This window comes from Bdellovibrio bacteriovorus (assembly GCF_001592745.1).
GTDB lineage: Bacteria > Bdellovibrionota > Bdellovibrionia > Bdellovibrionales > Bdellovibrionaceae > Bdellovibrio > Bdellovibrio bacteriovorus_B.
The window spans coordinates 2,142,606-2,156,255 of record NZ_LUKD01000001.1 but is presented as its reverse complement, the minus strand read 5'-3'; the positions used below and the strand labels follow the sequence as shown (position 1 = coordinate 2,156,255).

Below are 13,650 nucleotides of genomic sequence, written 5' to 3'. Positions count from 1 at the left end.
TCTCAGGCCCTTTTCCCGCGACGTGCTGAAATATTTCGATCTATTTCAAGCAAGAGTAATAAACTTCGTAATCGCCTTTAGGCAACATATCGTTGAAAACCACGTTCACACCATTGATCGTGCGAGCTCCGTTATAAACTTGTCCATCTTTTAAAACCAATAAGGATCTCATGCTGTCAATCACTGGAGCACATGACAGGGTGATGGATTTAAGTGTCTGGCGCACACCTTCAGCGATCCCTTGGACTTGCGCTGCATAGTCTGTTGCGCACACATCACCAATCACACCCCCTGTCAGTTTTGAAATCTGTTCGTAGCGGTAACCTGCGGAATAGCCTTCACCACTCAAGCACGCTTTATCGTCAGGACGAGCAATGATCGAATGAAAGCTCACGCTTTTTTGACCGTTGAAAGCCGTTTGCACATACTTCACGAAATTCGCTGGGTCGTTCTTAGCTCCATTCGCGGATTCATCTTCGTCTGAGATCAAGACAACTGCCAGTTGCGAGTCCGAGCGAATGAAATTTTTATTGGTTGCCGTTGAAGCCAAAGATCTTTCGATCGCGCGGTAAGCAGCATAAATTCCTTGTTCATCGCCACTTCCCGTTTCAGGTCGTTGCAAAGTCATGCCCAGAGCATTTCGTGCCACCGTGTCGCTCATCGAAGAGTTCAAAATGTAGTTGTTTGTCTGACCATAGATAGGCACCAAGCGTCCGTCTCCTAATGTTGAATTCGATGGATCTGTCGTCGTAACGGCGATCTGCCAATCCAATCCTTTAACGACATCCAGGAAGTTGCGAACGCGAGACGCCATGCTTTTTTGTTCATATTCCATAGAGCCCGAGTTGTCGATCACGAATAAGATATCGACTTTTTGGTACTCGTTCACCTTCACGTTTTGCACCATTTGTTTGTACAAAGAAGTGACCGTGAATGTGACGGACTTTTCTGAAGACTGATTAAACTTGTCTGTTGCTGAGACTTTCAAGGTGTATTCGCCGCCAGCAAGTTTTGGAAATACGATTTTATTCGTACCCGCCGCACAAGGCTTAGACACCGCACCCACCATGCATGTCACACTTTGGACACCTGCACCCGGATCAGTGACAGAAAAGACCACTTCAACATCGGTTCCTTCTTCAACAGGCGCTGAAGGATATTTTGCAAAAACAATCTCAGGCCCCGCCTGATCGATGAAAATTCTGCGCACGTAACAAACACTTGTTCGGCCATCGTGATCGCGAAACTGAACACTCAGCGGAACACTTTGATTTGTTTTGGAGCTTAAGTGGTAGCGGCTGCCTACGAAGCTTGCGAAAGTTCCTGAAGAACAAGTTTCATCTTCTGACACTTTTGTGTAAGCACTGGTAAAAGGAGGATAGAAGTCGAGCAACAAATTATTCGATGCCGTCAAGACTTCGCCTTTGTTGATATCAAAACCATTCGGTGCGCTCGGCTGGGGCACAGTTCCACCATTGTCGCCTCCGCCGGTGCTTCCGCCACCGGTGCCACTATCGGGTTCTTCGGGTGGTGGCTCAGTGATCACAGAAAAATCGCCGTTGTTGTTATTTGAGGGAGCTTCCGTGCCTCCGCCGTTTTCAAGACATCCTGTCAGTGCGATAGCTCCTAGCAGAACGACGATCAATCCTAGATTCTTCATGAGATACTCCCTCTCCTGATTTCCATTTTGAAAGCAAGTGTGGCGTCATTTCAAACGAATCTCATTTTGAAATTTTTGTGACTAATGCGTTTACATACCCAAAAACATTGCTGTCCAATTTTTTTTCACTTCAAAGAAACCAGCCCTTTTCATCGAAGTGCATGACAATGTTTCCGATCAATGGCACAAAAAGGTATGTCGGTTTTGCAGTTTCAAGATTGGGGTCTTATCAACTATGAAGACGCCCTAAAAAAACAATTGGCTTTGGTAGAGAAGGTTTCAAAAGAAAATCTTCCGGGCTTTCTTGTTTTTTGCACTCATCCTCCCGTAGTGACTTTAGGCCGCTCTACAAAACCCGGCGATGTCTTTGCTTGGAATGGATTGCAAGTCGAAGTCACTCGCGGCGGACGCGCGACTTATCATGGCCCAAGCCAACTTGTGATCTATCCCATTGTGAATTTAAACCAGATGCGCAAAGGTCGCAAAGAACGCGACATCGCTCCTTTCCTACGTATTTTTGAAGAAGGCATTGTCGAAGTTCTGAAATCCTATGGTCTTGAAAACGTAGAGGGTCGTTCGCTCACGGACGATACCGGCGTATGGAGCGGCAATAAAAAAGTGGCTTCGGTCGGCGTGGGTATTCGCCAATGGGTGAGCTTTCACGGTGCCGCTATTAACATGACGTACGATTCTCAAGCGTTTCAAGGTTTGAATCCTTGTGGTTTCCCACCTGAAACGATGATCAGTCTTGAAGAGCTTTTGAAACGGCCTATAAATTTGGACGATTTTAAAGAGAAATTGAAATTAAAACTTCTGGATATTTTATAGAGAAAAGGGAAGGCCCCCGGTCGAACCTTCCCGGAAAACATGGCTATATAATTAATAGTAATTCGAGGAACGGTGGTCTCTTCCGTAATCTTCGTCGGAATCCATGTCGTCATCTTCATCCCAGTCCGACTGAGTCGAGTAACGATCTTCATCATAGTCGTCGTCCCAATCACGTTCTCGGCCGCCTTGACTAGCGCGTCCGCCCATCGAAGATATGCGTCTTTGTTCCTCAGGGTCCATCGATGCGAAACCGCGATTGCTGCGACCTTGACCGCGACCTCCGCGATCGTCGTCATAGTCTTCGCTGCGACTGCGACCGCCACCGTGACTTGCCCGTCCGCCCATTGAAGAAATTCTTCTTTGTTCTTCACGATCCATGGCCGCGAAGCCACGATTGCTGCGACCCTGACCGCGACTTCCGCGATCTTCTTCATAGTTTTCGCTTCGACCACGGCCGCCACCGTGACTTGCCCGTCCGCCCATTGAAGAAATTCTTCTTTGTTCTTCTCGGTCCATCGCCGCGAAGCCACGCTCGCTGCGGCCTCCACCACGGCTGCTACGGTCCGACTCTTCGTAGCTGTCTTCTTCGCGACGGCCACGACCTCCGCCATGACTTGCTCGTCCTCCCATGGCAGAAATCCTTCTTTGTTCTTCTGGATCCATCGCCGCAAATCCTCGCTTTGAAGATCCTGGGCTGCTTGATGATCTAGATGCCATTACACCCTCCTTGATTATTCACAGACCGAAAGTTGTTCTCGGTCCAACAACCTTGAAGCAGATGTCGTAAAGTGAAAAGGCAGAGGTCTAAGAATCAGGAAATCGGTTCGGAAAATGCCCTGAAACATCATTAAAAAGCAAAAAGACGGAGTCCCGTGGGACATCCGTCTTGTGAAGAAAAATACAGTTTTTTTAAAATCAAAAATTCGTTTAAAAAATTTTGATTGGCGCGCTGGATTACAAAAAAGAAGCAGGCACCTTTTATTTTTTCTTGGTGATGAAGTGGTCTAGAGACCAGCGGCCGGCACCGTGAAGTAGGAAGAAGAGAGCGGTGAAAAGGTAGAGCAAAGCCATTTCTTTTTGCTGGAAAGAGTCTGCCGCGTGGACGCCGAAGACCGCTACTAACATGGTGATGATGACGGTTAAAGCTGCAGGACGAGTCAGAAGACCTACTGCAAGCAAAAGTCCGCCGGCGAATTCAGCTAAAGCTGCTAGCCATGCAAAAAGTTCTGGTGCCGGGAAGCCCATCCCAGCAACTCCGCCGATCAACATTTCATTCGGGGGAAGTTTTCCTAAGCCGTGAGAAAACGCCATCGTCAATCCGATGAAGACACGCAGGATGGCTAAAGCCACGTCGTCTAAATTTGTATTGTAGTTTTTAGCGGCAAGAAGTCGCATCATAAAGTTTTTCATTGTTGTCGTCCTTTGATGATTATTGAGGTTCTGGCGCTGAGGCCTGGAACTTTTTAAGCATAGGAATAATAACGGTACGACGGCTGCCTGTCAGACAGGTGTTGAAAAGTTCAACCAAGTCCGCAGTTTCGTTGTGAGAAATATCTCCGTCATAAAAAGCCATAGACCATTTTTCGAACAGACGCTCGGCCGCCGTTGTTTCAATAAGAACGCGGATAGTATGATTGCGATCGTCCATCAGAATTTTACTTAGAACTTTTTTGACGTCTTGTTCGCGGCCTTCAAGAAGCTGCAAGAAATAGCCATCGCGAAAAATAAGAACTCCTGTGACCTCTTCCATCTCGTTATTGATGCGTGAGACTTCGAGAATATCCTGAATATCAGAATAGCTGATATCCTCGGCAGCCTGACTTAAATAAACCAGTTGGAATACAGGTCCCATTAGTTCCTTTATCTGTTAGGCAGGGCGGCTCATCATGATGACGGCTTCACCCTTTACCACCACGTCGCCATTCAGTTTCGCCGCGTTTGTTTCAACAGTGGCGATGCCTTTTTCTTTGCGAATGCCCGTGATTTTAATAGTGATCACAATCGTATCATCGATGAAGACAGGATTTACGAATTTCAAAGACTGACCTAGATAAATACCGCCGCCACCGATGCCATCAACAAGAGCTCTGGAAATCAGAGCCCCGACGATCATACCGTGAGCAATACGGCGACCGAATCTGCTTTTTGAAGCATAGTCATCATCCAAGTGAATAGGATTGCGGTCTCCTGAAAGATCCGCAAATTGCTGCACCATTTTGTCAGTCACCTGAACAGTAATGGAAGCTGTGTATCCTACATCAATCGAAGTCGCCGTATCAGTCATCTTAAAAAACTCCTACAAAATATTCGCTGCCAGCTCTGCGAGCTCAGATCTTTCACCTTTCGTCAGAGTGACATGGGCCGCGATAGGTTGGCCTTTGAATCTCTCGACGGCATACGTAAGACCGCTGTTCGCTGAATCCACGTAAGGGTTATCGATCTGGTAAACGTCGCCCGTAAGAACTACTTTCGTCCCTCGGCCGGCACGCGTAACGATCGTCTTGATTTCATGCGGAGTCAAGTTTTGTGCTTCGTCAACAATGAGGTATTGCTTCGGAATGCTGCGACCGCGAATGTAAGTCAAAGGCTCAATATTCAGCATGCCCTGATTAATAAGCTCTTGCGCGCGACCCGCTGCTTTTTTGTCCGCACCCATCAAAAATTCAACGTTATCAAAGATTGGCTGCATCCAGGGATTTAATTTTTGCTCGATGTCACCTGGCAAATAACCGATGTCACGTCCCATAGGGAAAATGGGGCGAGATACGAGTAATCTCTGAAATTGACCTTGATCCAGAGTCTTATGAAGACCCGCAGCAATCGCCATCAAAGTTTTACCCGTACCGGCTTTACCGACAAGCGAGATAAACATGATTTCATCGTTCAACAAACAATCCAAAGCAAAAGCTTGCTCTACATTGCGCGCGTGAATACCCCAGATAGAATCCGCTGCCTGAACAAGAGGCACAATGGCTTTTTCATTATTGCTGTAACGACCGATCGCCGAGTGATTTGGATTCGCTGAATCCTTCATGATCACGTATTGGTTCGCGTAAAGCTTCACGTCTGTGACGAAACGTTTTTCTTTGTAGAAAGCATCGATCTGATCTGGAGTCACCATGATCTCTTGATAACCTTCGTAAAGGTCGTCGCGATTGATGTCATTTGTTTCATAGTCTTTTGCGACAACACCGTAAACGTCCGCTTTGATACGAAGATTGATATCTTTAGAAATCAACTCCACTTTGTAACGTGGATGTTGTTTTTGCAAAGCCAGCGCCGTATTCAAAATACGGTTGTCCGCTTTTTGGTGATCTAATTCCGAAGGCATCCCCGCCAACATCAAATCCGTATTGATGTAAACCATGGTTTCGGAATTATCGATCTGCACGCCACTCGCTAAGGAACCCTTCGCGCGAAGCACGTCGATAAAGCGGCTGAATTGACGGGCATTACGTCCGTTTTCACCTTGGTCTCTTTTAAACTTATCCACCTCTTCGATAACAGAGATGGGAATATGTACATCGGCCTCGCCGAATCGCAGGATAGCCTGAGCATCGAAAAGAATGACATTCGTGTCGACAACAATTTTTCTGCGTTTAGCTTTACTCAAGGACATCCCTCCGTAGTTATAGTCCTGAGAAATTCTGCAATTCAGACAGCAGAACTTCTACTGTCTAAATTGCAACAAATTGCAGGACTAAAGTCTACGGAAAAGGGCCGCGTGATTAAATTAAGAGATGTGGGAAACGAGAACGTCCCCGGAATCAGTTTTCAGACTAGCGCTGACGTTTTCGATGAACTTCACAAAATGATGAAGTGCGACATCGTTCATCGTGCCTTTAACGAAATTAGCACCGTGACGAACAACACCTTCATCTTCGATCGCACGACTGTTTGTTACACGAATCGTGAATGGGAAATAAGTCGAATGATTCAAGTACACACGCATAGCCACTTCATCTCCTTGAGAGAAGCCGCCTTCTGTCAGTTCCAAATCAAACGCCATCCCGTTTTCAGAGATATCGTACAAAGCTGCTTTTAAAAGACCTTTTTCAGGAAGGACTACGAAAGCCCCCACGAACTCAGTCAGAATCGTACGTTTTACATCACGACGATCACGGCTCAGAATTTCTTGACGAGCCTCAGTAATATCAAGGACCTCAGCACGCGCTTCGAATTTTGTATTTTCTAAAGAATTTTGACCTCTTAGGCGCGGCGTAATATCGAGAACCTTACCCATTTTTCCCCCTGTGACTCATTTCTTATCGGTAAAATATGTTTCAACTTTAGCCGTCTTGCACCAAGGTCCAGTTTCGTCTTATATTGAGACATGCCTGTTATTCGCGCCGTCTTTATTAGCATTTTAGTTCACTGCCTCTTGATGGGGACCGTGATTTGGATTGCACCGAAATTTCAGTTGCCTGAGGCGGAAACTATCGAAGTGGAGCTGACGCCAGAAGCGCAGATCATGCAGGCGCTAAAGCCCAAAGAGCAGCAAATCGTGCGGCAAGCCATCGTGCCTGAAAAAATGAAGCTTCCGGAAGACGATACTTTGGCAAAATTTCTTTCCGAACAAAAACAGCGAGTGAAGGAAGAAACACGTGCGGCTCAGTCCGGCATGACCACAAATCGTAGCAACCAAGCCGCGGTTGCCGAGCCCAAAAAACCCACACCTGCCGCACCTCAAAGGCCACGTCCTGCCGAGTCTCAGCCAAGCATGGATAAAGATGGCTTCAAAGAAGTCGACATCAGTAAAGACTTGCAAGAGATGAATCGCTTCAACGAAGGCATGTCGACGATCGGTGAAACAATGCCGAACGAAATGAAGATAGGATCTTTCACGGCTCTCAATACCGATCGTTACTTGTTCTATACTTTTTATGCACGTATGGAAGAACTGGTCCGCTATCGTTGGGAAACCCGCGTGCAACAGGCTATCGATAGATTTGATCGACTGACCTTAGTAAATGCGGGAAACCGCAATTGGGTCACCCATATCGAGTTTCTTCTGGATAAAAACGGATATCTTCGTCAGTCGTTGATTATGAAAAGCTCCGGCATCCCAGCGTTTGATGCTGCGGCCGTAAATGCTTTCCGTGATGCAAAGGTCTTCCCTAATCCTCCGCCCGAAATGGTGCAGGAAGATGGTTTTATCCATATCAAATTTTCTTTCACCGTGAACTACGCTCCCCCGGTTCTCGTGAATAGAAATTAGACCGCTTCACTATACAAAAGTTGAAGTCTAGTCTGCTTTAGTCCAGCCGCGGTCTTAAATTTCTGTCACTCGCCACAGTCCTTGCTAGAATGAAAGATATGAAAAAAATATTTTCTATCTGTGTTTTGGCCGTTTTGTTTATGTCCTCCCCTGCCCATGCTCTTTATACGGAATTGGGTCTTTCTTACGGAAGAAAAACGACTACTTTTGATGAAAACAACTCCTTTGATTCTGAATCTATCACCGGCTCTGTTTCGATTTATTTTCTAGAGCGTCTGGCCCTGGAGCTGAGTTACACAGATGCGCGCGGCTTGCGTGAGGAAAAAGCAAACTCTTCGGATCCTCAACGTACGACGACACAGAAATCCCAAATCATGGGTGCGGATCTTATCTTAGTGTTTGCTGATAAAAAATCCTTGTTCCAACCCTACATCAAGGGCGGCGGCGCACAGATCAGTCGCTTCCAAGAAGTTAAAATCGAAGGACAGGACTCTTATACTATCGAACCCGAAAATGCGACGGTTCCGAGTTACGGTGCGGGTTTAAAAATTCAAATGACAGAGACCTTCGGAATTAAGTTGAGCTATGACGTCTGGAAGACGCCGATTGGTGGTGGCATGCAGACGGATGACTCTTCAGTTCGTGCAGGCATCACTTGGGTGCTTTAAAAGTACTGATCTTAGCCACTCTTCTCATAAGCCTTACCGGATGCCAGATGGGTTATCTGATGAAATCCGGCATGGGGCAAATGCAACTGCTCAGCAGTCGGGTTCCTTTGGATGAAGCCCTCAAAGATCCTCAGCTTGAGGAAAATAAAAAGCAGAAACTGCGATTAGCACAAGAAGCCCGCTTGTTTGCAGAGCAAGAACTTCACCTGACGGCGACTAAAAACTATACTTCTTACGTTGAATTGGGCCGACCCTATGTCACTTATGTTGTCAGTGCGGCTCCCCGCTGGGAATTAAAACATTACCAGTGGTCTTACCCGTTCATGGGTAAGATGCCTTACAAAGGTTTCTTCAATGAAGCCGATGCTCAAGATCTTGAAAAAGAAATGCAAAAAGAAGATCTCGACACTTATATGCGCGGTGTTTCAGCCTATAGCACACTGGGATGGTTTAACGACCCTATATTAAGCTCTATGCTTCGCTACGATGATTACACCTTGGTGAACACGATCATCCATGAAACTGTGCATGCGACCTTGTATATTAAAAATTCTGCGGACTTCAATGAGCGCCTCGCCACCTTCTTGGGTAACAAAGGTGCCGAACAGTTTTATCTGAAGCGTGAAGGCTCGGACTCTCCGACGCTCAAAGAAATTCAAAATGAAAACTCTGACAGTAAGACGTTCTCGAAGTTTATATCTGCCGAATTAAAAAACTTAGAAACTTGGTATAAAAATCTGCCGTCCTCTGAACGCAACGAAACGCTACGTTTAAAACGCATCCATGAAATACAAGAAAAATTCGTCAAAGAAGTTCAGCCTCAGTTGCTGACAGACAACTACGCAAAGTTCCCTGAACTGAAGTTGAACAACGCCCGTCTGCTTGTTTATAAAACGTATATGCAAGACTTAAGCGAATTTGAAAAGCTCTATGAACTCGTGGGCTCGAATTACTCTCGCTTCATTGAAACATGTAAATCCTTAGAAAAATCAAAAGATCCAAACCAAGGTTTGAAAGATTTAATTCACAACCTGAGCGGCGCAAAATAGCCTAGTTGTTTTTTCCTGACGATGACTTCGTCTTTAAAAATTCGTATCCTCTTTCAAAGTTTCCGGAGGATTCAAATGATGAAGTTAGTTATTCTTTGTTGCGCATCCGCACTTCTTTTTTCCTGCACGACCACACCAAAACCTGAGACGCGTTTGCAGAAATTGAATGACGTCGGTGTCGTTGCACTTTTTGACGAAACTCTTCCCGTGAAATATGTGGGTACAAATAAGAACGCCAATAAAGAAATGTCCGCCAACATCAGTTCATGGTCCTTGAACCAAAGTGTCGCGGCGGAAATTCAGAATGGTTTGAAAGATAAAAACAAAAAAGTCTTCGCACTGAACGTGGACCCGGTGGTCATTAAAACTGGCAAAGAAACCGGGGCTCAGCTGAAAGACATTTACCTGGGCAATCGTTATCAAGCCCTTCAAGAGTATCTTGGTACCGAAGCAGAAAAGCAGGGAGCCAAATATCTTTTCGTTGTGCATCCGACATCTCTCGAATCCTATACCAACTATCGCGCAGGCTTTGGTTTCTTCTGTCAATCCACCGCAAATATCAAAGGTGACCTGCAGGGCTACACCCTGGTTCGTGCACAGCTTTGGAACGTGAAAACGAAAGAATTGGAAGCCAGCGTGAATATCACTCCGGAAGACTTATCATTTAACACCGGTAAGACTTGTGCGGAGGCGCTGAAACTTGGTCCTGATAAAGTCGCGACTTTGTACAAGGAGCAGATGCTGGAGCTAGCTAAAAAGTCAGCGGATCTAGTTTTAATTCGCACAGGATTGCAGAATTAACACTGATTGTTCACACACCATCGCCTCCTGGCAGTTGTATTGAGTACAATAGAGACAGATCAACCGTAGGAGGTGATATATGGCTAACCAAAACATGAACCAACAGAACCAGCAGTCTTCGAAAATCCCTTCTAAAGAACAAAACTTGGAAAAAGAGTCACGCAACCAAGGCCAACAACAACAGCAGCCTGGTAGCCAAAAAAGCGATCAACAGTTCCAAGGAAGTGTTGAAGACGATTCCGAAGAACAAGCTCCTTAGCAAAGCTGTTCCACGAAATTTTCTGAGATAATGTCATGGGAAGTGTTCCGCCGTAAAAGGCGAAACATTTCCCAGACCTAATAAACTTCTGTTTTACCTTTAAAGTGTTCCACGAGTCCGAATATTACGATTTTCCACATAGACATCATTTTTTCTCCTTGATACCCAGGCGGCATCTAAAGGAGAAACCCATGAAACAACTAATCACTATGGTAGCTGTTGTACTTTCTTTTTCTGCTGCAAACGCAGCTTCTAACTGTGTCTCTGAAATGATGCAAAAGACTCACGGTAACCGTGAACTAGCAACTCAGCTTTGCCGTTTGGGTGAAGCGACTTGCAACGTTTCTGAAATCATCAGACAGAACAACGGCATCAATTACGCTGACGCTATCCAATTGTGCGCAAAAGCAGCGGGCCCAGATCGTTCTGAGTTTGAAGCTTGCATCCGTTCAGGCAAAAACTACTCTGACTGCAACTAATTATTTTTCTTCGATAAGTTTTGGTGAAGGAAGCGATTTGCTTCCTTTGCCATTGCTTTCAGGATTTGCCAGCATGGACTTGATTCTGTTTGTTAAATCCTGCTTGATTACCAAATACTGAGCCATACGCTCGGAACCTAGAAGCGGTTTCAATTTATCAAACTCTTCTTCCCCCACACGTCCGTAACTTTGCAAAGTTTTACGATACTTTGAAAGTTCATCCTCTTTAAATTTTGCGGATGTTGCTTTCTGCATTTTTTCGACAGAAGCTTGCAACTCGTGATTGAGGTCGGCTTTTTTTTGATTCAGGCTTTTAACGATGTCGGTGAACTTTTTTTCTTCCACCGGAGTCAGCTTTAATTCGTCACTCATTTTCCAAATAAGCAACTCTTCCAACTGATTGCGCTTTTCCGCCGCAGACGCAGCGGAAACCAACGACGTGGAAAACAAAACTGAAATAGTGAAAAGAAAAATCAAACGCACTTTAATCACCCGACAATGGGTGATTAGCGTCCGCTTTCACCCATAATTTTATTGAATTTAGATCCTGATAAATTTTCGAATGATTCGCGAGCTACGTCCATATAAAAATCAGATTCGCTCTGAGTGCTGATTAAAGTCTGGGACAAGTCTTCTGGGGACAACAAGGCCTCAGCTACAATTCTTTCATGACCATCGCTCAATAATCCAACACGTTGCATGGACTGGTTAACTTTTGACACCTGAGTCAACAAGAGTGACGCCAAAATAAAAAGAGATGTTACACCGCCTGCCGGATAAAGCCATCCTCTCCAGTGAGAGCGCAAAAGATTTCGTGGTGTCATCAACACCGGAGCTGGCGCGATGGCCGTCTCCTCGACCTCGGCCATGATCTTGTCGTGCAGACGATTGAAGAAATCTTCATTCATCGGGAGTTCAAGATCATCGGCTTTCTTAAGTCCTTTTCGAACTTTATCTAATCGATCCATACGATCCATTGATTATCCTTCTGCTTCCGCAAATCTTTGATTCACTTCCATAAAGAAACCACCTACTTCTTCCGTCCAATTTTTGAGCTCTGCTTTTTGCTCAAAAGTTTGACGAAGTTTAAGGAGAGCGTGGCGGTAATTCGCCTTCGCAGTGTCGTAAGGACACTCCATAATATCGGCAATCTCGTTAAAGCTAAGGTCTTCGTAAACACGAAGGACCAACGCTGTTTTTTGTTTGAAGGGTAATTTCTCCACCTCTTGCTGAAGGATGTCAGCCACCGCCGTGTGAACCAGAGTTGTTTCAGCTTCAGCATCCACTGCCAGCTGCACATCATCTATGTCGACGGTATCCCTTTTCCACTCGCGGATTTTGTTTCGTGCTGTATTCACAGCAATCTGAAACAACCAGCTTTTAAAAGAAGCTCTGCCCTCGAAAGAGTTCAGCTTCTCGTAAGCTTTGATGAACGCTTCTTGCGTCACATCTTCCGCCGTGTCCATGTCCTTCACAAACCTCAAACTCAGTCGCAGCACACTTCTTTGATGTCGTTTCACGAGTTCGGAAAAAGAGCGTCTGTCACCAGACTTTACTTTTTCAACCAGTTCAAGATCCGATACTAAAAGATCTCTCTCCATACTTTGACTCGCTTCTGTCTAAATTCGGTTAACGTTCTGAATTTTTTTCCCAGTGAAGCCGCCTGGCCCCCCTCAGCTCGCGGTAAATTCGCCCCCAAACCCGCGCTGCCTACACTGTTTCGTTAATGCAACGTTGATGCCGAAGAAAGGTGGTCAAAATGGCTCTAAATATATGAAATAATTTAGGAATTACGCATTTTGTTATAACACGCATTAGCAAAACTTATGGGTCCGGGCCTTGGTCTAGGAACACGACGACACTGGAAAGATTTCTGAAAGGACCGGGGCCCTCTGTGGGAAATAGTGGAAGTCTGTTAAAACTGCGCTCATGAAAAATATCGGACTTTTACTAACCGCAGTGTTCTTTTGGGGGTCGGCGTCACTAGCTCAAGCTCTTCCGGAAGAAGGTGCACTTCGCCACCTTATGCTCGATCAAAAAGATGAACTTTTTTATGATCGCGGCGTGATTCCGGCTAACCAATCGAGCTCTTTATGTGGTCCTACCAGTGCCGCGAACTGGTTGCAGCTTCAGGCACAAACATTTTCTAAAGAGGAGTTGGTAGAGCTTATTAAAGAAACCGGAGAAGCGCTGCGCCCTCATTATATAGAGATCAATCGCGGATTGCTTGAAACGGACTTGGTTCGCTTTTTAAAGATTCTTGATACTAAATTGAATATCAAGCGAGACTTCGTTATCAAAGGCCGCACGAATTTTAATATCGATGAAGTTTGGTCAGACAAAGTTCAGATCTTGATGTTGAACTATACTGAAATTCGCCCACAAAGTCCTGCAGGCCGCGGGGGACGCTTTCCTCCGAGACGAGACATCCCTTTTCCTGATGACATGCTTAATGACAACCCTCCCGTACGAGGAAACCATTTCGTCCTGAAGGTTTTTGCAGATAAAGAAAAAGGACTGATTGGTGTGATCGATCCAGAAAGTCCGACACGCTACAGTTGGCTTCAAGCCGGCTCTGGGAACTTAGTTCGTCCCGTCAGCCGCGAAGACTTTAAAGAGTTCGCCTTCGGTATTCCCTTACGTTGGACTGTGCTAAGCCTGATTGAAGAAAAATAATCTGGGCAAAAA

Annotated in this window: 18 protein-coding genes; 8 read left to right on the top strand and 10 right to left on the bottom strand. The window is 45.6% G+C overall.

Features of this window, described 5'->3' with window-relative positions; translation table 11 throughout:
• Positions 1–40 precede the first annotated feature (40 nt).
• Positions 41–1,660 carry a hypothetical protein gene (locus tag AZI87_RS10330; protein ID WP_063206451.1) on the bottom strand — a complete coding sequence of 540 codons (1,620 nt, stop codon included), beginning with the start codon at positions 1,658–1,660 and terminating at the stop codon, positions 41–43.
• Positions 1,661–1,840: 180 nt separating this feature from the next.
• Here AZI87_RS10330 and lipB point away from each other — a divergent pair, with 180 nt between their 5' ends.
• Positions 1,841–2,488 carry a lipoyl(octanoyl) transferase LipB gene (gene lipB, locus AZI87_RS10325; protein WP_253696652.1) on the top strand — a complete coding sequence of 216 codons (648 nt, stop codon included), beginning with the start codon at positions 1,841–1,843 and terminating at the stop codon, positions 2,486–2,488.
• A 51-nt stretch (positions 2,489–2,539) separates the two neighbouring features.
• On the opposite strand, the gene AZI87_RS10320 is transcribed toward lipB, so the two are convergent.
• The 6 genes from AZI87_RS10320 to AZI87_RS10295 form a co-directional block, all read right to left on the bottom strand.
• Positions 2,540–3,205, bottom strand: a complete 666-nt coding sequence (locus AZI87_RS10320; RefSeq protein ID WP_063206450.1) for a KGG domain-containing protein — start codon at positions 3,203–3,205, stop codon at positions 2,540–2,542.
• 261 nt (positions 3,206–3,466) lie between these two features.
• Positions 3,467–3,898 (bottom strand): DoxX family protein, encoded by a 432-nt coding sequence (locus AZI87_RS10315; RefSeq protein ID WP_172795513.1) that lies wholly within the window; start codon positions 3,896–3,898, stop codon positions 3,467–3,469.
• Positions 3,899–3,917: 19 nt separating this feature from the next.
• Positions 3,918–4,340 (bottom strand): BLUF domain-containing protein, encoded by a 423-nt coding sequence (locus AZI87_RS10310; protein WP_063206449.1) that lies wholly within the window; start codon positions 4,338–4,340, stop codon positions 3,918–3,920.
• A gap of 15 nt (positions 4,341–4,355) precedes the next feature.
• On the bottom strand, positions 4,356–4,772 hold the full coding sequence (locus AZI87_RS10305; RefSeq protein WP_063206448.1) for a MaoC family dehydratase: 417 nt from the start codon (positions 4,770–4,772) through the stop codon (positions 4,356–4,358).
• 12 nt (positions 4,773–4,784) lie between these two features.
• Positions 4,785–6,107, bottom strand: a complete 1,323-nt coding sequence (locus tag AZI87_RS10300; RefSeq protein WP_063206447.1) for a PhoH family protein — start codon at positions 6,105–6,107, stop codon at positions 4,785–4,787.
• Between the two features lie 114 nt (positions 6,108–6,221).
• Complete coding sequence (locus tag AZI87_RS10295; RefSeq protein WP_063206446.1) at positions 6,222–6,731, bottom strand: PilZ domain-containing protein; 510 nt, start codon at positions 6,729–6,731, stop codon at positions 6,222–6,224.
• Positions 6,732–6,821: 90 nt separating this feature from the next.
• On the opposite strand from AZI87_RS10295, the gene AZI87_RS10290 reads away from it, so the two are divergent.
• The 6 genes from AZI87_RS10290 (at position 6,822) to AZI87_RS10265 (ending at position 10,962) form a co-directional block, all read left to right on the top strand.
• Positions 6,822–7,706 (top strand): cell envelope integrity protein TolA, encoded by an 885-nt coding sequence (locus tag AZI87_RS10290; protein ID WP_063206445.1) that lies wholly within the window; start codon positions 6,822–6,824, stop codon positions 7,704–7,706.
• A gap of 98 nt (positions 7,707–7,804) precedes the next feature.
• Entirely contained in the window at positions 7,805–8,374 is a 570-nt protein-coding gene (locus AZI87_RS10285) for an outer membrane beta-barrel protein (RefSeq protein WP_063206444.1), read from the top strand.
• A gap of 47 nt (positions 8,375–8,421) precedes the next feature.
• On the top strand, positions 8,422–9,423 hold the full coding sequence (locus tag AZI87_RS10280) for an aminopeptidase (RefSeq protein ID WP_063206443.1): 1,002 nt from the start codon (positions 8,422–8,424) through the stop codon (positions 9,421–9,423).
• 75 nt (positions 9,424–9,498) lie between these two features.
• Positions 9,499–10,224, top strand: coding sequence for a hypothetical protein (locus AZI87_RS10275; protein WP_063206442.1), 726 nt, complete (start codon positions 9,499–9,501; stop codon positions 10,222–10,224).
• A 79-nt stretch (positions 10,225–10,303) separates the two neighbouring features.
• The gene (locus tag AZI87_RS10270; protein WP_063206441.1) at positions 10,304–10,483 is read left to right on the top strand and encodes a hypothetical protein; all 180 of its coding nucleotides are present in this window, start codon (positions 10,304–10,306) and stop codon (positions 10,481–10,483) included.
• Between the two features lie 191 nt (positions 10,484–10,674).
• Complete coding sequence (locus tag AZI87_RS10265) at positions 10,675–10,962, top strand: hypothetical protein (RefSeq protein ID WP_063206440.1); 288 nt, start codon at positions 10,675–10,677, stop codon at positions 10,960–10,962.
• On the opposite strand, the gene AZI87_RS10260 is transcribed toward AZI87_RS10265, so the two are convergent.
• The 3 genes from AZI87_RS10260 to AZI87_RS10250 are packed head-to-tail and all read right to left on the bottom strand — an operon-like array spanning position 10,963 to position 12,563.
• Positions 10,963–11,445 (bottom strand): hypothetical protein, encoded by a 483-nt coding sequence (locus tag AZI87_RS10260; protein ID WP_063206660.1) that lies wholly within the window; start codon positions 11,443–11,445, stop codon positions 10,963–10,965.
• Between the two features lie 23 nt (positions 11,446–11,468).
• Positions 11,469–11,939, bottom strand: a complete 471-nt coding sequence (locus tag AZI87_RS10255; RefSeq protein ID WP_063206439.1) for a hypothetical protein — start codon at positions 11,937–11,939, stop codon at positions 11,469–11,471.
• 3 nt (positions 11,940–11,942) lie between these two features.
• Positions 11,943–12,563, bottom strand: coding sequence for an RNA polymerase sigma factor (locus AZI87_RS10250; protein ID WP_063206438.1), 621 nt, complete (start codon positions 12,561–12,563; stop codon positions 11,943–11,945).
• 328 nt (positions 12,564–12,891) lie between these two features.
• On the opposite strand from AZI87_RS10250, the gene AZI87_RS10245 reads away from it, so the two are divergent.
• Positions 12,892–13,638: a hypothetical protein gene (locus AZI87_RS10245; protein WP_063206437.1), complete on the top strand. Its 747-nt coding sequence runs from the start codon at positions 12,892–12,894 to the stop codon at positions 13,636–13,638.
• Positions 13,639–13,650 lie beyond the last annotated feature (12 nt).